The organism is Paenibacillus taichungensis (assembly GCF_003287275.1).
Lineage (GTDB): Bacteria > Bacillota > Bacilli > Paenibacillales > Paenibacillaceae > Paenibacillus > Paenibacillus taichungensis_A.
In genome coordinates this window covers 18,096-40,736 of sequence record NZ_QEVW01000009.1, presented here as the reverse complement: position 1 = coordinate 40,736, position 22,641 = coordinate 18,096, and the positions used below count along the sequence as shown (strand labels likewise).

Below are 22,641 nucleotides of genomic sequence, written 5' to 3'. Positions count from 1 at the left end.
AAAATCAATATGAATAAATATACAACAGAGCGTATAGAATTTCAAGCTACGAATTCAGCGATATGGAACCGATAAACTCGGCAAAAACGTCATTTCCGAACAGGATGCCCTGTTCACTAAGCCGGAAGCCGTCTGGCGTCTTCTCCAGCAGTCCTGCATTCAACATTTTGCCCAAAGGCTTCGCAAACACTTCCTCCATAGGCTCCCCAAACTGATCACTAAACCGTGAGGATGAAGCACCTTCCAGCATTCTCAACCCAACCATCAGATAATCTTCCATTGCCTCGGCGCGGCTGATCTCAAAATGATCGAGACGCGGCAGACCTCCTTTGGAAGCTTCAACATACGGGTTTATACCTTTTATATTCATATGGCGTTCGCGGCCTACATATCCATGCGCACCTGCACCCAGACCGTAGTAGTCCTCATTACGCCAGTACGTAATATTGTGACGGCTCTCGAAGCCGGGTTTGGCAAAGTTACTGATCTCGTATTGTCCGTAACCCGCTTCTTTCATACGCTTCATTAATAGAAGATACATTTGCAACTCGTCGTCTTCATGAGGAAGCGGTAGCTGGTTCTTCTGATACAACGTGTGGAAAAGTGTATTTTCTTCCACCTTCAGGCTGTATATCGAGTAATGCGGCAGATCCAGTTCCAGCGCTTTGTCGATACTCTCGTTTAGGTTCTCAACCGTCTGGTTTGGCAAACCAAACATCAGGTCAATGGACAAGTTATGCAATCCAGCTGCTCGGGCATTTTCCAAACTGCGGTATACATCATCTGTATTATGAATCCGGCCAATACCTGTCAACAGATCATTTTGAAAAGCCTGTACTCCAAAGCTGACACGGTTCACTCCGCCTTCTTTCATAACTGCGAGCTTCTCTGCATCGGTCGTGCCCGGGTTAGCTTCCATTGAAAACTCAATATCATCTGCCCAATTCGGAAAATAGGTTTTGACGGACTTCAGGAATACGGCCATTTCGTCCGGTTTCAGTGCAGTTGGCGTACCGCCGCCCACAAATATGGTTTTGATTTCTCCCGGCGGATTCGCTTTAACCGTATGTTCCATCTCCCGTTCCAGCGCTTCAAGGTACTGCATAACGGGCTGGTCCTTTAATACATAGGAGTTAAAATCGCAGTAAAAACATTTATTTGTGCAAAAGGGAATGTGAAGATACACCGCTTGGGGTGCACCTGTCTTCCGGCTGTGTGCTGCCAATGTCATGGCAAGTCCCCCTCTATTTGAAAAAAGGAAAGCCATCCGGCTTCCCTTTCAGCTTGGTTTATTGGTTATTCTGTAATCTAATTTGAATACACACATTCTGTGTTGTACCCGCGTTTGCAAGCAAACGGCTTACAATTCAATTTTGATACACACATTCTGTGTTGTACCCAAAATTGAATTATTAATCATCAATTTTCAGCACCGCCATGAACGCTTCCTGCGGAACCTCTACGTTACCAACCTGCTTCATCCGCTTCTTACCTTCCTTCTGCTTCTCGAGCAGTTTCCGTTTCCGCGAGATGTCACCGCCATAACACTTGGCAAGTACGTTTTTACGCATTGCTTTTACCGTTTCACGAGCTACAACTTTGGTACCCACAGATGCTTGGATCGGCACCTCGAACATTTGCCGTGGAATCAGCTCGCGCAGCTTCTCACAGATAATGCGTCCGCGGTTATACGCACGGTCACGGTGAACGATGAAGGACAAGGCATCGACTTGCTCACCATTAAGCAAGATATCCATTTTCGCCAGATTGGACTGACGATAACCGGACAGCTCGTAGTCGAAGGATGCATATCCTTTGGTGCTTGATTTCAATTGATCGAAGAAGTCATATACAATCTCGGACAACGGGATCTCATACGTAATGGTAACCCGAGTTGTGTCCAAATATTCCATATTCACATATTCACCGCGTTTATTCTGACAAAGCTCCATAATGGTACCTACATAATCATTTGGTACGATAATCGAAGCTTTAACATACGGTTCTTCAACGTAATCAATTCTTCCCACCTCAGGATAGTTGGATGGGTTGTCAATCTGCATAACTTCACCATTGGTCAACGTCACGTGGTAAATTACGCTTGGTGCAGTCGTAATCAGTGGAATATTGAACTCACGCTCAATCCGCTCCTGGATAACATCCATGTGAAGCAATCCAAGGAATCCGCAACGGAATCCAAAACCGAGTGCACTGGAAGTCTCCGGCTCAAAGCTGAGTGAAGCATCGTTCAACTGCAATTTCTCCAACGCTTCACGCAGGTCAACATAATCCGATGTTTCAATCGGATAGAGACCGCAGTATACCATTGGATTAATTTTGCGGTAACCCGGCAAAGGTTCAGGTGTTGGATTTTTGGCATCTGTCACCGTATCCCCGACTTGTGTATCGCCTACATGACGGATACCTGCAACGATAAATCCAACATCACCGACGTTCAGCTCGTCCACGATAGTCATGCGAGGTTTGAACGCTCCAACCTCAATGACTTCAAAAGTTTTGCCTGTTGCCATCATTTTGATTTTGGAACCTGATTTGATCTTGCCGTCTACAACACGTACGTAAACAATTACCCCTTTGTACGGGTCATAGTGAGAGTCAAAAATCAGCGCTTTCAAAGGCTGGTCCGGATCACCTTGTGGAGCTGGTACACTTTGCACGACTTGCTCCAGAATCTCTTTGATACCGATACCCGCCTTGGCTGAAGCCAAAACCGCATTGCTTGTATCCAGTCCAATGACATCTTCCACTTCCTGTTTAACCCGATCCGGGTCAGCACTTGGAAGGTCAATCTTGTTAATTACCGGTAAAATTTCAAGATCATTATCTAATGCCAGGTACACGTTAGCCAGCGTCTGGGCTTCAATTCCCTGTGCCGCATCCACAACCAGCAAAGCACCTTCACATGCAGCAAGGCTACGTGATACTTCATATGTGAAGTCTACGTGTCCAGGCGTATCAATCAGATTCAAGAGATACTCTTCGCCGTCATCGGCTTTGTAAGTCAGCGCTACCGCCTGCAACTTGATCGTAATTCCACGTTCGCGTTCAAGTTCCATTTGGTCCAATACTTGTTCTTGCATTTCACGTGTAGTTAGCGCACCTGTGTACTCCAAGATCCGGTCCGCAAGTGTTGATTTGCCGTGATCTATATGTGCAATAATTGAAAAGTTACGAATTTTACGTTGTCTTGCCCGAATGTCAGTCATTCCTTACCCCCAGAAACAGCCTAGTGTCAATCACTTCATTATAACAGTTGATGCAGGGTGCATCAATCCCGCGTTGCCTCAACTTTATAATTAGCGCCACAATTGCGAACTCCCAAGGGTATATTTTGCCTATATGTCACAACCTTTTATTCAGCGACTCCGCTAAATAAGGATACTACCCACTTCATTCCGTTATGGGACAGATTTTGAAGAAGACCTGCCGTTTTGTCAGCCAGCACGTCGACCGGCGCTTTGCTCTGCTCTGCACCAAGCACCTGACTCGGTGACAGAACAGGTACTGCTGGAGGTTCTTTAATCTCCTGTTTTACGGACGTGGTCGGAACAGACTCGGCAACCGGTGACACCGGCTGAGTTTTCACCACTGCAGGGTTGCCGGTCGAATCATCGCCCCTATTAAAGCTGCTGCCTGCCAGCTGCATTCCAAACAGAACACCCAGCAACATTAATACACAGATGGAAAACAATCTTTTGCCGAATCTGGACACATTCCTCGCCTCCTGTTATATCTTTGTGTCTTCTATTCTTTCATCTCAAGAATACTAGCCACCTTTTGACGTCTTTTCCGCACTCGCTTTGTCCACCTTCTGATCATCCCAGTACACCTCTGCAATCATGTCGGCGAGTACTTTGGATGTCCGTTCCAGTTCAGCAGCCGTATTATCAATGCCGCCAATCTCAATCAATATGCTGTTGGGAGAAAGCGTCTGGTTGTATTCACCATTGTTGGCCCCGCCACCATCTTTGCCCCAGACGCCCCGAGACACCCCTGGATACTTCGCTTCCAGCTTCTTATGAATTTTGGCCGCAAAGGCTTCATTCTGCTGCCAGTTTGGATTTTCATGTCCTATAATAAAATATACTTTGGCATAACCCAGATTATTAATGGTCGTCGTTGTTTTGTTATGACGCTGAGAGTCACGGTGGATATCGATGAGATACGTAAGATCGTCATTTTGAGCGAGTGCAGCTTTCACTGTCTGACGAGAGTATTTATAGGAATAATTCCAGTTATAATCTTTTACCTTGGTCGGATAATCTTCCTTAGCATGTTCCACCCCAATCCCCAGTTTCTCTAAACTGTCGGTCAAGTAGGTTCCCACTTGAAAAACATTACCAGTCGATTTACCAGAGGAAGGATTGTCACTCTTCGTGCCCAAGAGAGGATTGTATCCTTCACGTGGATGAGAATGGTAGACAAGGATCGCTTTTTTTCCTGTCGTTGGTTTACTCGGTTCATCTTTACCGCCACTCTTCGGTGGAGGATCACCCTTTACTTCACCATCACCGGGGTCCTTTGGATCGGATGGATCGGGATTATCCTGACCTGGCGGGATATGCTGCTCGCCACCTGATTTCCCTCCGCCTGCCGAGGCCGTATCAATGAGTCCTGGACCCGGCTGATAATCTTCTGGAGCTTCAGCTTTTTCATTCCCCGATCCCGGTCGCAGCAGTACGGGTTGATTGGAACCCATGCCAGGCATTTCTCTAGCGATCAGGCTTTTGGGGTCTTGCGGATTCACATTCGTCAGCAGTTGGAACACAAACGAAGTCAGATTCTCACCAGAAAATGCAGAAGCCTGATCTTTCTTAGCTAGATGAGGCATTTCCATGCCGAGCATGTCCACAAAAAAGCTGCTTGATACGGCTCCCGCAAATCCTTTCATAGAAGAAACGGGCGAGCTATTCAAACGCTTCTCTGCCATGCCTCCTAGACCGAGTACAACAAAAAACAAAGCAGATATGATCATAAGCAACAACAACGTACGGCCCATGGCCAGCACGTGCAAACATCTCTTTTTCCATTTACCAATATTCCAGGCCAATATTTTGTTCATTGCTTCTGTCTCCTTCCCTGCTGGACAACGCTTATACTTCAACTCTATGAGCCTGCCAGATTTGATAGAACAGGAAAAAGAAGATTGCACAAAAAAAGAAAGTCCGATAGATTCGGACCTTCTTCCCAGGAGTCTCAAACATTTTAAACTTCAAAATGTTATTTAATGAGTGTAGGCAGCCACATTCTCAGCATTTACTGCGTCATGGAGCGCGGCATTCAGACCTGTTGCAATAATATTGGCAATATCTTCGACAAATTCGTCGATTTCTTTGGGGGTAACGATCAGATCATGACCTAGTGGCTCCAGTACCTCTTTTACCAAACTGAGACGGTCATTTTCGCCGATATCGTCCAGCATGCCCATAATCTGTTTCGTCTGGTCGGTCTCTTGCCGAAAATGAGTACGCATCATTTCGATGACGTTATTCACGATGGTCGAAGCATAACATACGGTAGGTACACCAATGGCAATGCAGGGAACACCCAATATTTCACGTGTAAGTCCACGTCGCTTGTTCCCAATTCCTGAGCCAGGATGAATGCCGATGTCTGCCACTTGAATCGTTGTATTAACACGTTCGAGGGAGCGTGAAGCCAGCGCATCAATCGCAATGATTGCATCCGGTTTCGTTCGATCCACGATCGCTTGTACGATGTCACTGGATTCTATACCCGTTGTACCCAGGACACCTGGCGCAATGGCACTGACTTCCCGATACCCCGGTGCAACCTGATCCGGCACCAGCTCAAAATACTGACGGGTAACCATCAGATTCTCCACTACCAGCGGACCAAGTGAATCAGGCGTGACGTTCAGGTTGCCCAAACCCACAATCAGCACCTTGGATGTCTTGTTAATTCCGGCCTTGGCCAAAAAATCTTCCATCTCCCGCGTGAATTCTGCCGCCACCCGCTCCTGAAGATCGGTATCCCCGTTACGAAGCGATGGAACCTCCAAAGTGACATAGTGCCCCTTCACACGCCCAATTGCTGAAGCGGCTGCATCATCAAGCACATCAATACGTGTGATTTTGATACCGTCTTTCTCATCCACATCCTCCCGCAGCCCGGGAATCGTCTGTTTCTGTCCCCCCTGAGCCATCTCCTTGGAGTCAATTGCCAAGTCGGTACGAACTGCATAATTTTGCAAATCCAGTGTCATCTGTCCCTGCCTCCCTTACCGCATTTGAGCATATTGTGTGGGAAAATGGTGTGCTTTATGCAGCACTATCGAACATCATAGGAAAATCTGTTGCAATTTGCATGCCAGCGTGCTAGAATATTTTAAGTTGTGAAACGTTTGTATTCATGCAAATGCCTTACAGGAGGTGAATGTAATGCCAAACATCAAATCCGCTGTTAAACGCGTAAAAACGAGCGACAAGCGCCGCGCACTCAACGCTTCCCAGAAATCTGCACTCCGTACAGCTGTTAAAGCTGCTGATGCTGCTCTGGTAAGTAACGAAGTTGATACTGCAAAAGCTGCGATTCAAGCTGCTTCCAAAAAGCTGGACAAGGCTGTAACTAAAGGTCTGGTTCATAAAAATGCTGCAGCCCGCAAAAAGTCTCGCTTGGCGAAAAAACTGAACGCTCTTTCCGCACAAGCGTAAGAAGCGTTACTTATACGATCTAATGGAAAAATCCTGAACAGCACGAGCTTTCAGGATTTTTTAGTATCTGATTCTATAAGCACTCATTTAAACAGAGCGGCCTTTATTCCGATGATCTCACCATCAACGGATTAGAGGCCGCTTTGTATTACAGTTATATCTAAGTTTAAGCTCCGAGCCTTAACAAGAAAAGCTCCAGTCCGAGCACTTTATCCACTGCCCCGGTCTTCATCTGATAATCCAGTTCACTGAGGTGACTCAGAATCAACCTCAAACGTTCTGCCTGAAACTTGCGAGCCTGTTCACCAGCAATTTTAACAGCATACGGATGCAGACCAAGCTGGCTGGCAATTTGCTGTTGGGAGTAACTCTGCTGCCCTAACTCTTTTACCTGAATCATAATTCGAAATTGACGAGCAATCAAGGCAGCAATTTTGATTGGTTCTTCACGCTGCTTCAGCAACTCATAAAAAAGACCCAAGGCTTTCTCCAGCCTTAAGTTAGCAAGCTCCTCTACCAATGCGAACACATTCTGCTCCGTACTTCGCGCCACCAGTGATTCGATATCCGCGCGTGTGATCATGCCGCCGTTACCAGCGAACAGACATAACTTGTCCACTTCCGCAGATAACGTCTGAAGGCCTGTTCCTGCATAACTCACAAGTGTGTCAGCCGCTCCGGCCTCAAAAGATACATCCTGCTGCTTCGCCAGCTTTACAATCCAACCCAGCAGCTCCTCACCACTTAGCGGGGCAAATGCAAGGACAACGGCTTGTTTCTTAGCTACCTTCACTAGTTTTTTACGCTCGTCCAGTTTATCTCCTTGGGCCAGAAACACAATAGTACTGTAATCTGCCGGATTGTCCATATATGTAAGCAGCCGATCAATCTGGTGATCAATTTTGGAATCCTTGCCTGCTGTAAACAAATTAGCATCGCGAACGATAATGAGTTTACGTGGAACAAGAAAAGGAACCGTCTCCGCTTCTTCAATGACCACCTCCACAGGTGTCTCAGAGAGATCATATGGAATGATCGCAAATTCTCGGTGTTCTTCTTCAATTACCTGTTGTTTTAACATATCCGTAAATTGCTGTATCTGGTACTTCTCCGTTCCGTACAGCACATATACCGGAGCCGTTTCTCCATTACGTATTGCCTTTGTCGCACTCTTTACATCCATCACGGTGCCCCCTTATCTCTCTTATCCTACCAGAAAACGTAACAGACAACAAAGGGGCCTTACATCCGGTTAACGGATGAAGGCCCCCTGTCCTACATCTATATAAACGCTGACACCAACAATTCTAGAAAAAGCTGGTGCGCGGTCATACGACGTCAGTTATGCCAACTGAGATAGGACGTTGTTGTTACTTTCAATATATTCTTGATACAACAGAAATGTTCGGCAAGTCTTGAGGCCAAACGTATAATTCACAGCCTATTTGGCAGAGGTTCCGCTTGAAGTAGTAGACACGTTAAACGATTTTTTCACTGTTGTTCCATCTTGATCTGTCTCGTAATTAAATACGGCGCTATCCTGAGACCAGCTCGCAGATTTTAGTGTACCCTCCACATTACGTTGCTCGACCAGATTTAGCACATCCGAGTCAGCGGCTGGTTTAGAGTAGATGCTGATCTGATCGCCGAGCAGCATGACCAGATAGGAGCCATCGGGTGACTTCCATTCTTTTGGAGTCGTGGTGGCAAGTGCCCCTGAATCCGTGGCAGCCAATCCTTTATTTCCTCCCGCTGCATCCATACCTGTCTCGGAATCAGGACTCGTCACACCCTCTGTCGGCTCTTCTACCTTAACATCAGGCATATCCTGAGAAGTGAATGATTGTGCGTCCCCATTTTCAGGCTCTGTTGCTCCGCTCTCAGTAGAACCTGTCGAAGATCCCGTAGCAGGTCCTGAGTCTTGACTTTTTTGCTGATCCGCACTCTTGGTACTATCAGCAGGATTGGAACTGGAAGGGGCGTTCTTCGTTGCATCACTCTTGTTCAATTCTGAACCTGTATCCGGCTGTTTAGAAGTTTGGCCTTCCTTCAATTCAGGTTCCTGCTTCTTCTCTGAACTGTCTTCTTTAGGGCCAATTTCTTGAGCTTGTTTATCTTCAGCGGATGGCTGACTTTCCGAACTATCAACCCAGACACTGTTATCGCTCTGTAGAGAGGAGGAAGAATCTTCATTGTTGATCTCTCTGCTCAGTGGATTTTGACCCTCATTCCCGCCTTCTTGAGCACTGCCTGTGCTCATTATCATTTCTGCATTTTCAATCTTCTCTGGCTGATATCCGAAAATGGCAACGCCCAGTACAACAGCTGCTGCTGCTGCGCCCATAGACATCCGACCTGCCATGGAATTCAACCATTTTTGCTTCGGTTTCCGCTCACTTGAACGCTGTAAATTCTCAAATGCAGCAGGGACAGGACTCATTTCCTGTATGGTACTGCTTTGTTCTCTTTTCGCTTCGTCGATTGCATCCAGTTGCGGCATAATGGCATCAACCAGACTGAATCTCGGGGTTACCTGCGGCAAATCTTCCAGTTCTCTGGAGAGAGCTCTGAGCAAACTAAAGTTTTCAGCGCACTCCGGACATTGGGCCACATGCTGTAGCATCTGCGCAGTTTCCGCCTCGCCCAGATCATGATCCAGATACCGGTGCATCCATTCCACCACCTCTTCGCATTTCATCCTGTCACACCACCTTTCTGATACTCCTGTAGTAGATTCTGTAATTGCTGTCTGGCTCTAAATAAATAAGATTTAACCGTATTCAACGGAAGATCGAGGCAATCCGCAATTTCGTTATAGGATAAGTCCTGCAAATATCTTAGAACAATAACGGTACGATGATGCTCAGGCAACTTGTTAATAGCATCCTGAATATCCTTTGCCACATATGTGGACATCACTTCGAATTCCACATCCTGATTGTCCTGAAAAACCATATCATGTTCGTCAATGGAGACGGAAGGCTTGGTTCTTCTGAATTTATCAATACAGATATTCGTGACGATGCGCTGAACCCATGTCTTAAACTGGGCCTTTTCCTCATATGAATTAATCTTGGTGTAAATTCGGATCAACGCTTCCTGAGCAGCATCTAAAGCGTCCTGTTCATTATTTAGAATGTAATATGCGGTCCGATAAACATGCTGTTCAATGTCCCGCAATAGGGTAATTAGAGCGTCGCGATCGCCCGATTGAGCGGCTCTGATGAGTTCCGGCTCTACCACAAAGGATCCCCCTCTCCCTGCAACCTTACAGACGTGACCATCAATAAAATTGTTGCAAAGTTAAGTATTTTTTTTATTGCCATAACAAAATAACGGCTTATGTATTTGGGGCCGCTGAAATCTTCTCTTAGAATAACAGAAATTGCATAACGAGTCATCAAGCCAGCTCAAAAGTCATTCCAGTACTTACACGACTCAATTTAATTACAATGGCATACATTATAGCTAACAACACTTATAGCATTGAAAATAAAAAAGTTCAAATTTCGTACAAATTTAAGCTCATTTTAATGTAATTTTCATGAAAACAGTGTATTGTAAATTTACATTCATAACACGAGGTGATGAGCATGCCAGCTCTTGCAAAAATTCAAGCGTTAAAAGAACAAATGCCCAAAGAATATCAAAGCATATCCCATTTTGTGGAACATGCATTGCAATCTATCGATACCCTGGTTGAAGAACATCGGAAATACACCGCTGCACAGGCATTATACGGCGATAAAATTGTCGGATCGGAAGAACGCTTGTACAGAGAAACCGTGCTCGATGTTCGCGCTCAGCTCTTGCTTACGCTTGAGAAAACTGTAGAAGATCTGTTGCACAAAGGCGACAAACACTGGAGTAAACACTTCAAAGATGGCGTTGAATAATTCCTTGTTATAAGTCATTCCAAAATTAGCCCGCTTTCCGGCATTCTCCCCGAGGAGTATACCGGAAAGCGGGCTTTTGGTTTCATTCTACGAGCACATGATGTACTTCTTTAGTATTTATAGAGAGGCTTCTAGAAGTTATTGAGAAATGTGTAGATGTTATCATTATAGAGCGAACATGATGAACAAGGAATAACTCCCCACTTTAAACTAAATTTTACATTAGTCTCACATAAACAGCATAATTAGTCCCATTTTATAACTTATAATAGAAAATATAGCTACGTAGAGGAGGTAAATCAGACAACTAACGGAAAAACGAGACACTATTTTTATAGTAATTCAAGCTGCACTAACACGAATTAGAATTCACAACGGCGCAACAAAATTTATAACCGGATATGAGGCAGATTAATGAATTTGAAAATCTTCTTAAAATACTTCCTAGGATTTTTTCTACTCTGTAGTCTATCATTTATTGTATTCAATATGATAATACGCCATAAAACTTGGGATGAAATCGATCACATGATTAATATATTCAGTGCGACTATAATTAGTTTAATAGTTGGTATTTCAAAAGCAAGAGAGTAATCCATTTTAGTCAAGTCCCACAGAAATTCATGAATCATCCATCGTCAACTTATAACGCACATTTATCTTCCCATCTTTGATTTTCATCTGAATTTCCCCCATTTGATCAGTTCGATAGATGTCTGTACTCGAATCTACAAGACGTTCGAGCACCCCAGGATTGGGATGTCCATATGTATTGTTGGCCCCTGCAGATATCACGGATGCGGATGCATTCCAGTACTGTAACCAAGCTTCCGTTGACGATGTTTTACTCCCATGATGTGCGACTTTTAATACATCTATGGTGACAGGAACCTCCTTATGATTCTCCCCCGAGTGATGTGTGAACATCTCCTGAACAGTACCATCTGCTAACGTAGCATCTGCATCGTACTGTCCAAACGAGGCTGCGAGCGATCCATCCTGAATCATAAAGAGCAGATCCTGCTCGGCTGCAGCATCCATGTCTCCAGTGAACAATAATGAGGCGCCTGCCATTTCCAACAAAAAGACAACTGAGTCATGATTCTGATGTTCCGATACGGGCAATCTTTCTCCTGTGTCCATCGCTTTCTCCAGATCCGGATATAAAAAATGCAATCTGGTTTCTCCATCCGGAGCGTAAGACATCCCTTGGCGAATGGCATATAACGGTATCTGCTTGTCTATAACGGTATCCAGCAATTTCTCAAAATTGGCTGTACCACTGGTTGTCCCATTGAACATGAATCGTTCCACCGGGATCTGTTCGAGCACAGCCTGCAATCCCCCGGCATGATCCTGATCGGCATGGGTTACGATTACGGCGTCCAGCCTATGAATGCCCCGCTTTTTCAATAAGGGAACGACCACCTTGGCCCCTACTTCATATGGATCACGTCGTGTCTTCCAGGAATGTTCAGACTTCCCGAATTGAACTGTACCTCCACCATCAACCAATATATGTTTACCTTCAGGTGTTGTAATAAGTGTACTGTCCCCTTGACCGATATCCAAAAACTGCACCACTCCGGTCCCCGCAGGTTGCGGTGTCTGGTACGCCCACCATAATCCCGCCACAAAGCTGAGAGCCAGCAGCGTACACATCCATTTGTGGAAGACGTTCATCCGTTCACCAGAGTAAAAACCCGCCCCTCGCGCAGCAAATGCACTTGTGTATTCCGGCCAGGCAATGCTCGCACTTAATGTCGTCATCGAACCAGGACTAGCTTCACGTCGACCTTTATTTAATCTTTGTGATGATACATTAGATATTCCAGACACCCCCAGAGCCGCTTTAGGCGTTCCCTCAACATATCGGCGATCCAGGGGAGCCGTGTCCTCTTCTGTGCCTTGAACTACAGGCTGGTCACCTCGGCCGCGATGGAGGACCCGCAAAAGCGCATAGAGAACGACATAATATGCTGCGATCCACAGTAGCGATGGGGTAGCCCAGATCAGCACAAAACCAGACAAACTATTCATCCACTCCACACTTACAAAGGTCAATTTGTTCAGCATAATAGCAATCCACGCCAATGGTTTAGCCAGAGGTATCCAAATAAACGATAAAATCAGAGCGACCGTTCCAAGAGGAAGCACAATGGCACTGATCAAAGATACAAGCAGGAAGTTTGCGACAAATGAAAGCAGTGAAAACTGGTTGAAATACAGAATCGTGACCGGAAAAGAAATGAGCTGTGCGGTTACCGTCACAGAAGCTGTTGCTGCAAGGCCCTTGGGCCAACTGCTAAATATCCGATTAATCAGTGGCATGTAAATCATCAGTCCGGCTGTTACCAGAAAAGATAGCTGGAAGCTCACGCTTAGTAAAAAATACGGATTGCACCACATCATTAACAACGCCGCTGCACTGATCATCTGCAATCCGTCCCTGGCAAGGCCACGCCGTGCCATATACAAGCCAATCATCGACATGATACCCGCACGAATGACCGATGGCGAACCGCCAGACAACAGTACATATGCAGGTATCAGCAGCAACACAATGGTGAGCGATGTTTCTCGGGTTAACCTAAGCCAGGATAAAAGGAGCAGCAGTGATGCCACATACACCGCAACATGTGTTCCGGAGATCGCCAATATATGAGTTAAACCAAGCTGTGAAAATTGCCCATATGTATCCGGATCGATATCATTAGCCATCCCGATAATCAGACCTTTCATATAGCCCGCATGAGGTTCGGGAAATATCTGTTCTACCGCTGCGCCAAGCTTATGCCTGATGATGTCATTCCACCGAAGGATATTGAGTTTCCCCAGCCCTTCAGGTGGAACGGTGGTTACTGAATTGGCCCCCTTCACTTTAAACAACCAATGGATATGAAGAGTCCTTAAGTATTTTTGATAGTCAAAGCCACCAAAGTTTCTGGCTTCACCAGGGAGCGCAAGGGAACCCGTCAACATGATCGAATCTCCTCGCTTCCACCCCGCTGCGACTTGCTGTTCTTCTTCCTCAGCCAAGCGAACTTGGACCATTAGATGTTCTCTCAAGTTAGACGCATTTCCCGCTTCCGACCCTGCTGCTGTTGATGCCTCGGATAGTGGAAGTATCGACGTGACCTGCATTTCAAAATCGGCCCGATCCCCATCTATGCGTACATCCGACATAAGGGTTCCTTCGAATGTAGCTGCATAACCATCCAAATCCTCCGCAGCCGTATGTGTGATATCGGGCAGACTGCTCCGATTCCGCGCATCATTCCATTCCCAGTGCACAGCGCCGCCAACGAGTGCCCCGACCAGTAACAAGATGGACCAACCGCGTATATCAATCCATTGTAGTAAAAGTGGCAGACAAATTAATGCCCCCATCATTCCCACGATCAAGGACCAACCCGATAATGCACATGCCATCCCACTACCGCATAACCAGCAGACGGTAAATACCAGTAAAGGCCTGCCTTTCATTTTCTTCCCCCTCCTATGTGTCACCCGTATGAACGCAGAAAAACCCCCGGCAGCTGATACAGCAACCGGAGGTTCTTCCCCGCAAATTTGAATATTATATTGGTTCTAGTCACTTACGGTCATCATCGTCTCCCGCGGAGGCTGGTAATTTTCCAGCCGACGAAACGTAATGCCTTTTTGCTTCATCATGTTTGTAACTTTGCCTGTGTCCTTGGGATACGGGCGATGAAACACGATTTCTGTAATACCGCTATTCGCGAGCATATTGGAGCAAGTCCAGCAAGGTTCATCCGTGACATATACAGAAGAGCCTTCGCGGTCAATCCGATCGGTGAACAAAAGCAAATTCTGCTCCGCATGAATAGTACGAATGCAGCGTTGCTTTTTGACCATTGCCTCCTGACCGTCGGTTACCACCAGCTCATATTCTTCCGAGATCATGCATCCTGCTTCAGAGCAGTCCGGAACCCCCATGGGCGCACCGTTATAAGCTGTTCCAAGCAGTTTCTTCCCCTGTACAAGTACAGCGCCAACATGACGGCGTGAACAGCGGGAACGGGTAGAGACCATATATGCGATGTCCATGAAATACGTATCCCAGTCTTTGCGTACGTCTGCTGTGCTCATAACCGTTTCCCTCCCCTCGGATACAAGTTGAACCCATCTCATTGTCATCCAGACACTCAGCGTACAGAGAACATTGGGATGGCTATTCTGTCATTCAGATTCAACTTATATCCTAATATTTATTATTGCGTAATTATCTGATCTGCACATAAGGAGCCATTTTCTCCAGCATCTTCATTCCGATTCCTTTCACTTTGGTCAGATCGCTGACTTTGGTAAAAGGACCATGGGAATTACGATAATCAATAATGGCTTGCGCCTTTTTCTCCCCAATTCCGGGAAGTTCCATGAGCTTGGCAGCAGGAGCTGTATTGACATCAATTTTGCCATTGTCGACAGCTTCATTGCTCACCAATGCTTGGTTATTGTCTGATGAAGCAGCGGTTGCCTCGGATTTCGTTTGTGTCCCACCTGTAGAAGTATCCGTTTGCTTAACTGCAACTGTCTGATCAGCCACTTTCCCTGCTGCGGTATCAACCTGATTAGTCTCTACAGGGACCTCTGTTGTTGGCGGTCTCTGTTCTGCATCGGAAGCTTTCGTTTGTTCCTGAACCAAAGTAGCCGACTGTACAGCAGGGGTTTCCTGCTCTATCGTCGGCTTCTCGGTGGCGAGCTGCATAGGTTCCCAGCCAGAAGGCGGCTGTTCACTTTTGCCCGACCATAATATTAGTATACATCCGACCACCGCCGCAGCAATGGTCATCCCCTTTGTCCATCTCATTTCTTCCACACCTCTCCCTGGATTCAAAATAAATCTATTCTGAACACGGGCGGTGCTTCCGAACCGTTGGACTTGCCTGGTAAACCAAGCTGTACTATTTTCATGTCATGTGAAGCAGGTCCTGACGCATACACTAGAGGGAAAGAACTGCGCCATTACCGTAAAGCATGAAAGGAGGCCTGAACAATGAAGGTTGGATTTATCGGAACCGGCAGCATGGGCAGCCTGCTGATCTATGCCTTGATTCAATCCGGTGCACTTGAGCCACGGCAGATCGCCGCCAGCAATAGAACTCCTTCCAAAGTACGGCAGCTATCCCTCCGTTACCCCGGTCTGCATGAATCACAAAGCAACCGGGAAACCGTCATCCGCAGCAATATCATCTTTTTGTGCGTGAAGCCACTTGAATTCAAACATGTCATTGACGACATCCTGCCTGTCGTGAATCCCAATCATATAATCGTCTCGATCACCAGTCCCGTGCAGCTGCGCCATCTGGAATCTTCACTTCCTTGCAAAGTCTCCAAAGTTATCCCCAGCGTTACGCACCAGGTCGGCAGCGGAGCGTCCCTGTGTATACACGGTGAGCGAATGACTACCGAAGACCGCGCTGTGCTGGAAGGGCTGCTCAGTCATATCGGCAGACCCTACCAAGTGGATGAAGCCTGTACCCGGATCACATCCGACTTCTCCAGCTGCGGACCTGCATTCATATCGTTCTTTCTGGAGCAATGGATCGAGAGTGCAGTCAAGCTTACAGACATCAAACGAGCCGATGCCTGCGCTCTTGCCGGCGAGATGCTCCTGGGAACAGGCAAACTGCTTACCGAAGGAGGATACACCCCGCAAGAACTTCAAGCTCGAGTGGCTGTACCTGGCGGCATCACCGCACAGGCACTTGCCCTGCTAAAAGTGAATCTGAATGGTGTTTTTGACAGCTTAATCCAGACAACTCATGACAAATATGATGAAGATTTGTTAAAGCTGGATGAACTATTCAAAGCCGGTGAGATTAACCGGCAACAATATTAACGAGTTTGCCTGGAACGGCAATGACCTTGCGAATGGTCTTGCCTTCCAGAGCCTGTTTCACAGGTGCCAGTTCCATTGTAAAGTCCTGCATGCCCTGTGCGTCCAGATCCTTCGCAATCGTAGCACGGGTTACAATTTTGCCATTCACTTGAACAACAATCTCCACTTCGGCGTCAACCGTCATGGACTCATCATACTCAGGCCAAGCTACGTAAGAGATTCCACCTTCATGACCGAGACGGCTCCACAGCTCCTCTGCCATATGCGGTGCCAGCGGTGACAACAGCTGTACAAAGTTCTCCATGGCTTCACGCGGCAGCGTATCTGCTTTGTATGCATCGTTGATGAAGATCATCAACTGGCTGATCGCTGTGTTGAAACGCAGATGTTCCAGATCCTCTGTAACCTTTTTGATTGTTTTGTGTGCAGTGCGCTTGAACTCATCGGTTCCACCATCTGCTGTGATCTTGTCGTTGATTGCACCTGTATCTTCATTGATGAACAGACGCCATACACGTGACAGGAAGCGGTGCATGCCCTCAACCCCGTTAGCATTCCACGGTTTTGTCGCCTCCAATGGTCCCATGAACATTTCGTACAGACGCAATGTATCTGCACCGAATTCATTGACGATCTCATCCGGGTTAATAACATTACCACGGGATTTACTCATCTTCTCATTGTTGGTTCCCAGGATCATACCTTGATTGACCAGTTTGTGGAACGGCTCTTTGGTATGCACCACACCCAGATCATACAGCACTTTATGCCAGAAACGAGCGTACAGCAAGTGAAGCACCGCGTGCTCTGCTCCGCCGATATACAGATCAACCGGCAGCCACTGCTGCTGTTTCTCTTGAGAGATCAGTTCCTTGTCATTGTGTGGATCGATAAAGCGCAGGTAATACCAGCAGCTACCTGCCCATTGTGGCATCGTGTTCGTCTCGCGACGTGCTTTCATTCCTGTTTCCGGATCTACGGTGTTAACCCATTCCGTAACATTCGCCAGCGGTGATTCGCCAGTACCCGAAGGTTTGATCTGGTCGATATCCGGCAGCAGCAAAGGCAGTTGATCTTCTGGCACCGTCTTCATCGTTCCGTCTTCCAGATGCAGAATCGGAATTGGCTCACCCCAGTAACGCTGACGGCTGAACAACCAGTCACGCAGACGGTAGGTCGTTTTGCCTTGTCCCTTACCGTTCTCTTCCAACCAGGCAATCATCTTCGCAATCGCTTCTTCGTTGTTCAATCCGTTCAGGAAATCGGAGTTCACATGCGGTCCGTCTCCGGAATACGCTTCTTGTGTCACGTCGCCACCCTGTACAACCTCGATGATGTCCAGACCAAACTGTTTCGCAAACTCCCAGTCACGAGCGTCATGTCCCGGAACGGCCATGATCGCGCCTGTGCCGTATCCAGCCAGAACATAATCGGCAATCCAGATTGGCACCTTCGCTCCATTTACCGGATTGATTGCATAAGTTCCTGTGAACACACCCGTTTTGTCTTTAGCCAAATCGGTACGTTCCAGATCGCTTTTGCGAGCAGCCTGTTCCTGATATGCCTTGATTGCTTCACGCTGTTCAGACGTTGTAATGACTTCCACCAGCTCGTGCTCAGGTGCCAATACAGCATAACTTGCGCCAAACAACGTATCTGCACGTGTCGTAAACACTTTGATAACTTCTTCATGACCCTCAATGGCAAAAGTAACTTCCGCCCCGGTCGATTTACCGATCCAGTTGCGCTGCATATCCTTGATACTTTCTGACCAGTCCAGCTCTTCCAGGTCCTCCAGCAAACGCTCTGCATATTCCGTAATTCTCAATACCCATTGGCGCATCGGTTTACGAACGACCGGATGTCCACCACGCTCACTCTTACCGTCGATAACTTCTTCGTTCGCCAGTACCGTGCCCAAAGCTTCGCACCAGTTAACAGGTACTTCATCTACATATGCCAGCCCTTTATTGTACAATTGGATGAAGATCCATTGCGTCCATTTGTAGTAGTCAGGGTCTGTTGTACTGATCTCCCGATCCCAGTCATATGAGAAGCCCAGTGATTTGATCTGGCGGCGGAAATTGTCAATATTGCGGAATGTAATATGTCGTGGATGCTCACCAGTATCCAATGCATGCTGCTCAGCAGGCAGGCCGAAAGCGTCCCAACCCATTGGATGCAATACATTGAAGCCGCGCATACGTTTGAAACGGGATACGATATCCGTTGCCGTGTATCCTTCCGGGTGACCTACGTGCAGGCCTGAGCCAGATGGGTACGGAAACATATCCAGGGCATAAAACTTCGGTTTAGCCGGGTCCTCACCCGTTTTAAACGTTTTATTGTCATCCCAGTACTGCTGCCAACTTTTCTCCATGACTTGTGGCTTGTAGCCGTGTTTTGGCTGTTGATTCTCACTCATCTATTGTTCCTCCTCTGGTTATTCGCATTTATTGCAACAAAAAAACCTCAGCATCCCGTAGCGTTTGCAGCGCTAGGGACGAGAGGTTGAATTCCCGTGGTACCACCCTAGTTAGCGGACGATCGTGCTTCGTCATCCACTCCCTTTGGACCTGTAACGGCGGTTAACCGATGCGGATTTCCATTCCTGAACCGAGTGTTACTTCAGTCGGTTGCAAGATGGTGTAATCACCGCATTTCTCCAAGGCGAGTTCGTGAAATACTGTCAACCGACTTGCACCAACCGTCGGCTCTCTGTCATGTACAGGACTCACTACTGATCCTTATCATCGAAATATGTATACGATATGATCGGAAACATTATATAAAAAAGAAGCATTAAAGTCAATATTACACTGTCTGTTGAGTATAAGCAATGCTATGCATCAGTATACACATTAAGACGACTGGAATCGCTTGATTCCTTCTTCTAGGTTATCAATCGTCCACTGAATGTGTTCCTTGTTATCGTATTGACGATACGGACACTCGATTCTCAGCGCCAGATCAAAGTACAGATCATATAAACTTCTTCTTTTTCGTTCGCTGTCTGTTGTAACTGCTCTTCCATATCCTTTGAGGAATCCTGGTGTATTATTAAAATGACTGAAGTAGTGCTCCATCAGAGGATCTGCCCAGAGGGAACGTTCGAAATCGATAATGGCCGTGATTTGACCTGCCTCCACAAATACATTTCCATCCCACAAATCCCAATGTACAAGTACAGGTTCTTTGACGTCATCCAGCACACCTGATTTCTCTTGAATTAAACGCTCCAGTTCCTCATAACGAATCGAAAATTCCACACCCGCTGCTTTGCTATCTGAGAGCATATCATCCATCAAATTCAGGAAAGCTTCTTTCCACGTCGCATAATGTGGTTTCTTTGAGGAAAAGTACCCAAACTTCTCCCCTTTAATTTCATTAATCCGGCGATTGTATGCACCCAGCTGTTGCTCTATGGATTTCTGCCCTTCTGCACTGTACTGATCTTTGACTTTGTTATACGGCGTTCCTGGCATGTACTCCATAAGAAAATATTCTGCCGGAACCAGGGTGAGCGATGGATCGTAAGCCAATACTCGGGGAACGGGTACATCCTGAAGCTCTGCTGCAAGTCGCAGTGCCTCAACCTCAGCAACCATGACATGCTGTTCACAGCGCATCAGCTTAATGCCATTAGAAGGAGCTATTTTGAGTACTACCTTCTGTCCGTCGTCCTTGGTGATAAAGTAAGCGTGGTTTGCCCAGCCGTCAATCATCTCTTTGTATTCCTGGATACCTGTGTTAAAATGCTGCTGCATTATTCCATCTAACTGTTCGGAAGTCAGTCTTGTTTTGTATGTACTTTCCATTCTGCACCCCACCCGGAATTTTAATTTTCTGAATTAAACTAATTAAGAAAACCGTTTCCATTCAACTAGTATGGCCTCCTTCAACCCATGCTGACAATAGCTTTTATTACAAATTTAAAAACATTCTTATACGTAAAAACTGCCCTTATGCATCATAATGCATCATAAGGGCAGTTCAACATCATGCTCCTATTTGACGGCTACATAGAATAGACGCTGTGCGCCTTCTCCCGCCTCTTTCCACTCAAAATCAGCATATACACGGACATCTCTGAATCCGGCCTTCGTGAGCTCCAGCTTCATCCAGTCCGGATCATACGCACGCTGAACATGAACCTCTTCAAACCGTTGGTACATATCCTTGCCACTCTCAGCCACACGTGAAAAGATACTTAGGTGATGCTCAATCTCACACCGATCATGATCCATATCACAGGTCCAAATATACGATACGGAGCGTTCGTCCAACACAAATGGTTGCTCCTCTTCGTATCGAATAAGGGTATTCGGATGATGTACATCGAACAGGAATGTGCCCTCCGGCTTTAGCATCTCGTAAGTACGCTGAAAGGTACGAACAACATCCTCTTTTTCAAGCAGATAATTCACGCAATCACAGAACGATATCACCGAGTCCACAGGCTCCGGAACCCTCCAGTCCCGCATATCCTGCTGCACCCAGCGGACACTGCCTTCCCGATATAAGCGGTGGCCTTGAGGCGTGGCTTCCATTTTACTGCGTGCAACAGACAACATGTCCGCTGACAGGTCAATACCTGTAACTTCGAAGCCGGAGTTCACCAGCGGGATCGTAATTGAACCCGTGCCACAACCCAGTTCAGCCACACTTTTTGGCATGCCATGCCGTTCCCAAGCCGTTCTCGCAAACCTTATCCAGTCCGGATAAGGCATATCCTCCATTAATTCATCGTACACATAGGCAAATTTCCGGTAAGACATGTCAGGCACCGCACTTTCAATTTCATTTTCGAATCTCTTTTGAACAAAAGAAAAAGCAGGGGCGTCCGGAGTTCACCCAGCCTTGCCCTGCCTTTACTTGTGAATTCAAGCACTTCCTTGATCCATGATACCTGTTTGTTACTTGTCTTCGTTCTGATCCTGAGGTACAGACTCTGTCAGATAGGTCCAGTTTTCCTTTTGAGTTACCAGACCGTCCTTCATAAGTTTGCCCAAGGCCCGCTTGAATGCGGATTTGCTGATACCAAAGCGCTGCTTGATGATGTCCGGTGGGGTTGCATCCGAATACGGCATGCCGCCCGTAGGGCGCTCTTTCATGAAAGCAAGCAGTTTGTCTGCATCTTCATTGCGACCAACCTCTTTGAGAGGAGACATCGCCAGATTGACACGTCCATCTTCACGTACCATGGTTACCCGGCATTTCACCTTTTCACCCAGACGCAGCATGCGGTTTCGTTCCGAAGAATGAATCATGCCGATAGCGCCAAATCCCAGCACTCCACCTTCGACAAGTACAAACGTACCCATCTGAAGTGTCTTGTAGACTGTTGCTTCAACCCATTGATTGACCCACGAGGTTGGCGCATGGAAAGACAATGGTGCAAGCTCACGTTCTCCAGCCAATTTCGCCCGCAAACGTCCCTGCTTGTCATGTTCCATGATAACAAAGACTTCATCCCCCACCTGGGGACGCAGCTCTTCCAATTCAGACAGTTCACGAATCGGGAGCAGCAATTGCCGTCCAAGCCCCATTTCGAGGAAACAGCCGAGGCGTGGATGAATATCAGCCACAACCAGTCGTCCCATTTCGCCGAGTGTGAGATATGGTTTTTTCATGGTTGCCGCCAGGCGATCTTCCGTATCAAAGAACAGAAAGACCTCCAGCGTTTCTCCAATTTTAACGTCACGTGTGAGCTCCGTATAGTGAAGCAGTACATCTTCCGATCCTGTCGTCAAAAAATAACCAAACGGAGACACTTCACGTGAAACCGGCAAGCTGACGACTGTTCCTGCGATCAAACTCATACCGTTTCCACCACTTTGGCATCAGACCACAGACGCTCAATGTTGTAATACTCACGCTCGTCGCGGTGGAAGATATGAACAACCACATCGCCCATATCCATCAATACCCAACGTGCCGAATCCATACCTTCGATGCCTTTGATGTTCACGCCGGCTGCATGCGCCTGTTTGCGAATCTCTGTTGCAATCGCCTGTACCTGAGTATCCGAATTCCCGTGACAGATAACAAAATAGTCTGCTACCAGTGAGATACCAATCAGATCCAGCGCTACAATGTTGGATGCCTTTTTATCGTCAGCGGCCGCAACCGCCATATTCATAAGTTCTTTCGATGATACTGTCATGAACCAACCTCCATAATC

19 protein-coding genes and 1 other annotated feature are annotated in these 22,641 nt (G+C 46.8%); of the genes, 3 read left to right on the top strand and 16 right to left on the bottom strand.

Going from position 1 to position 22,641, the window contains the following annotated elements:
* Positions 1-46: 46 nt before the first annotated feature.
* The 5 genes from hemW to gpr form a co-directional block, all read right to left on the bottom strand.
* Positions 47-1,231 (bottom strand): radical SAM family heme chaperone HemW, encoded by a 1,185-nt coding sequence (hemW, locus tag DC345_RS14960; RefSeq protein ID WP_113053800.1) that lies wholly within the window; start codon positions 1,229-1,231, stop codon positions 47-49.
* A gap of 181 nt (positions 1,232-1,412) precedes the next feature.
* Positions 1,413-3,227 (bottom strand): translation elongation factor 4, encoded by a 1,815-nt coding sequence (lepA, locus tag DC345_RS14955; protein ID WP_076288069.1) that lies wholly within the window; start codon positions 3,225-3,227, stop codon positions 1,413-1,415.
* Between the two features lie 146 nt (positions 3,228-3,373).
* Complete coding sequence (locus DC345_RS14950; protein ID WP_113053799.1) at positions 3,374-3,733, bottom strand: hypothetical protein; 360 nt, start codon at positions 3,731-3,733, stop codon at positions 3,374-3,376.
* 54 nt (positions 3,734-3,787) lie between these two features.
* Positions 3,788-5,083 (bottom strand): stage II sporulation protein P, encoded by a 1,296-nt coding sequence (locus DC345_RS14945; protein WP_113053798.1) that lies wholly within the window; start codon positions 5,081-5,083, stop codon positions 3,788-3,790.
* A 162-nt stretch (positions 5,084-5,245) separates the two neighbouring features.
* Positions 5,246-6,247: a GPR endopeptidase gene (gene gpr, locus DC345_RS14940; RefSeq protein ID WP_113053797.1), complete on the bottom strand. Its 1,002-nt coding sequence runs from the start codon at positions 6,245-6,247 to the stop codon at positions 5,246-5,248.
* Positions 6,248-6,422: 175 nt separating this feature from the next.
* On the opposite strand from gpr, the gene rpsT reads away from it, so the two are divergent.
* The gene (gene rpsT, locus DC345_RS14935) at positions 6,423-6,695 is read left to right on the top strand and encodes a 30S ribosomal protein S20 (protein WP_024628504.1); all 273 of its coding nucleotides are present in this window, start codon (positions 6,423-6,425) and stop codon (positions 6,693-6,695) included.
* 166 nt (positions 6,696-6,861) lie between these two features.
* Here rpsT and holA read toward each other — a convergent pair whose 3' ends face one another.
* The 3 genes from holA to DC345_RS14920 form a co-directional block, all read right to left on the bottom strand.
* Positions 6,862-7,878 (bottom strand): DNA polymerase III subunit delta, encoded by a 1,017-nt coding sequence (gene holA, locus DC345_RS14930; RefSeq protein WP_113053796.1) that lies wholly within the window; start codon positions 7,876-7,878, stop codon positions 6,862-6,864.
* 258 nt (positions 7,879-8,136) lie between these two features.
* The gene (locus DC345_RS14925; protein WP_113053795.1) at positions 8,137-9,393 is read right to left on the bottom strand and encodes an anti-sigma factor; all 1,257 of its coding nucleotides are present in this window, start codon (positions 9,391-9,393) and stop codon (positions 8,137-8,139) included.
* Positions 9,390-9,938, bottom strand: a complete 549-nt coding sequence (locus DC345_RS14920) for an RNA polymerase sigma factor (RefSeq protein WP_024628507.1) — start codon at positions 9,936-9,938, stop codon at positions 9,390-9,392. The genes DC345_RS14925 and DC345_RS14920 overlap by 4 nt, the downstream gene beginning before the upstream one ends.
* Positions 9,939-10,288: 350 nt before the next feature.
* On the opposite strand from DC345_RS14920, the gene DC345_RS14915 reads away from it, so the two are divergent.
* Positions 10,289-10,591 carry a hypothetical protein gene (locus tag DC345_RS14915; RefSeq protein WP_053781298.1) on the top strand — a complete coding sequence of 101 codons (303 nt, stop codon included), beginning with the start codon at positions 10,289-10,291 and terminating at the stop codon, positions 10,589-10,591.
* A 621-nt stretch (positions 10,592-11,212) separates the two neighbouring features.
* Here the strand turns inward: DC345_RS14915 and DC345_RS14905 are convergent.
* From DC345_RS14905 to DC345_RS14895, 3 genes are all read right to left on the bottom strand, one after another.
* Positions 11,213-14,077 carry a ComEC/Rec2 family competence protein gene (locus tag DC345_RS14905; RefSeq protein ID WP_181586602.1) on the bottom strand — a complete coding sequence of 955 codons (2,865 nt, stop codon included), beginning with the start codon at positions 14,075-14,077 and terminating at the stop codon, positions 11,213-11,215.
* Positions 14,078-14,182: 105 nt separating this feature from the next.
* Positions 14,183-14,704, bottom strand: coding sequence for a deoxycytidylate deaminase (locus DC345_RS14900; RefSeq protein WP_113053793.1), 522 nt, complete (start codon positions 14,702-14,704; stop codon positions 14,183-14,185).
* 133 nt (positions 14,705-14,837) lie between these two features.
* On the bottom strand, positions 14,838-15,425 hold the full coding sequence (locus tag DC345_RS14895) for a ComEA family DNA-binding protein (RefSeq protein WP_258530683.1): 588 nt from the start codon (positions 15,423-15,425) through the stop codon (positions 14,838-14,840).
* Between the two features lie 186 nt (positions 15,426-15,611).
* On the opposite strand from DC345_RS14895, the gene comER reads away from it, so the two are divergent.
* A complete protein-coding gene (gene comER, locus DC345_RS14890; protein ID WP_113053792.1) occupies positions 15,612-16,457 on the top strand; it encodes a late competence protein ComER in 846 nt (281 codons plus the stop codon).
* On the opposite strand, the gene leuS is transcribed toward comER, so the two are convergent.
* From leuS to rsfS, 5 genes are all read right to left on the bottom strand, one after another.
* On the bottom strand, positions 16,438-18,882 hold the full coding sequence (leuS, locus tag DC345_RS14885) for a leucine--tRNA ligase (RefSeq protein ID WP_113053791.1): 2,445 nt from the start codon (positions 18,880-18,882) through the stop codon (positions 16,438-16,440). The two genes, comER and leuS, sit on opposite strands and share 20 nt — an antisense overlap.
* Before the next feature lie 71 nt (positions 18,883-18,953).
* Positions 18,954-19,220: a binding site (T-box leader), on the bottom strand.
* Between the two features lie 98 nt (positions 19,221-19,318).
* Complete coding sequence (locus DC345_RS14880; RefSeq protein WP_113053790.1) at positions 19,319-20,275, bottom strand: phosphotransferase family protein; 957 nt, start codon at positions 20,273-20,275, stop codon at positions 19,319-19,321.
* Between the two features lie 189 nt (positions 20,276-20,464).
* On the bottom strand, positions 20,465-21,235 hold the full coding sequence (locus DC345_RS14875; protein ID WP_090998008.1) for a class I SAM-dependent DNA methyltransferase: 771 nt from the start codon (positions 21,233-21,235) through the stop codon (positions 20,465-20,467).
* A gap of 138 nt (positions 21,236-21,373) precedes the next feature.
* Positions 21,374-22,279, bottom strand: coding sequence for a CvfB family protein (locus DC345_RS14870; protein ID WP_113053789.1), 906 nt, complete (start codon positions 22,277-22,279; stop codon positions 21,374-21,376).
* Complete coding sequence (rsfS, locus tag DC345_RS14865) at positions 22,276-22,623, bottom strand: ribosome silencing factor (protein WP_072734522.1); 348 nt, start codon at positions 22,621-22,623, stop codon at positions 22,276-22,278. Before rsfS ends, DC345_RS14870 begins: the two co-directional genes overlap by 4 nt.
* Positions 22,624-22,641: the final 18 nt, after the last annotated feature.

Excerpts from the sequence above, each read along its gene's own strand:
- holA (WP_113053796.1), bottom strand. The coding sequence starts at position 7,878 with ATGGATGTAAAGAGTGCGACAAAGGCAATACGTAATGGAGAAACGGCT.
- hemW (WP_113053800.1), bottom strand. The coding sequence starts at position 1,231 with ATGACATTGGCAGCACACAGCCGGAAGACAGGTGCACCCCAAGCGGTG.
- DC345_RS14905 (WP_181586602.1), bottom strand. The coding sequence starts at position 14,077 with ATGAAAGGCAGGCCTTTACTGGTATTTACCGTCTGCTGGTTATGCGGT.
- DC345_RS14875 (WP_090998008.1), bottom strand. The coding sequence starts at position 21,235 with ATGTCTTACCGGAAATTTGCCTATGTGTACGATGAATTAATGGAGGAT.
- DC345_RS14880 (WP_113053790.1), bottom strand. The coding sequence starts at position 20,275 with ATGGAAAGTACATACAAAACAAGACTGACTTCCGAACAGTTAGATGGA.
- DC345_RS14945 (WP_113053798.1), bottom strand. The coding sequence starts at position 5,083 with ATGAACAAAATATTGGCCTGGAATATTGGTAAATGGAAAAAGAGATGT.
- DC345_RS14895 (WP_258530683.1), bottom strand. The coding sequence starts at position 15,425 with ATGAGATGGACAAAGGGGATGACCATTGCTGCGGCGGTGGTCGGATGT.
- DC345_RS14900 (WP_113053793.1), bottom strand. The coding sequence starts at position 14,704 with ATGAGCACAGCAGACGTACGCAAAGACTGGGATACGTATTTCATGGAC.
- gpr (WP_113053797.1), bottom strand. The coding sequence starts at position 6,247 with ATGACACTGGATTTGCAAAATTATGCAGTTCGTACCGACTTGGCAATT.
- DC345_RS14870 (WP_113053789.1), bottom strand. The coding sequence starts at position 22,279 with ATGAGTTTGATCGCAGGAACAGTCGTCAGCTTGCCGGTTTCACGTGAA.
- comER (WP_113053792.1), top strand. The coding sequence starts at position 15,612 with ATGAAGGTTGGATTTATCGGAACCGGCAGCATGGGCAGCCTGCTGATC.
- DC345_RS14915 (WP_053781298.1), top strand. The coding sequence starts at position 10,289 with ATGCCAGCTCTTGCAAAAATTCAAGCGTTAAAAGAACAAATGCCCAAA.
- rsfS (WP_072734522.1), bottom strand. The coding sequence starts at position 22,623 with ATGACAGTATCATCGAAAGAACTTATGAATATGGCGGTTGCGGCCGCT.
- leuS (WP_113053791.1), bottom strand. The coding sequence starts at position 18,882 with ATGAGTGAGAATCAACAGCCAAAACACGGCTACAAGCCACAAGTCATG.
- DC345_RS14925 (WP_113053795.1), bottom strand. The coding sequence starts at position 9,393 with ATGAAATGCGAAGAGGTGGTGGAATGGATGCACCGGTATCTGGATCAT.
- rpsT (WP_024628504.1), top strand. The coding sequence starts at position 6,423 with ATGCCAAACATCAAATCCGCTGTTAAACGCGTAAAAACGAGCGACAAG.
- lepA (WP_076288069.1), bottom strand. The coding sequence starts at position 3,227 with ATGACTGACATTCGGGCAAGACAACGTAAAATTCGTAACTTTTCAATT.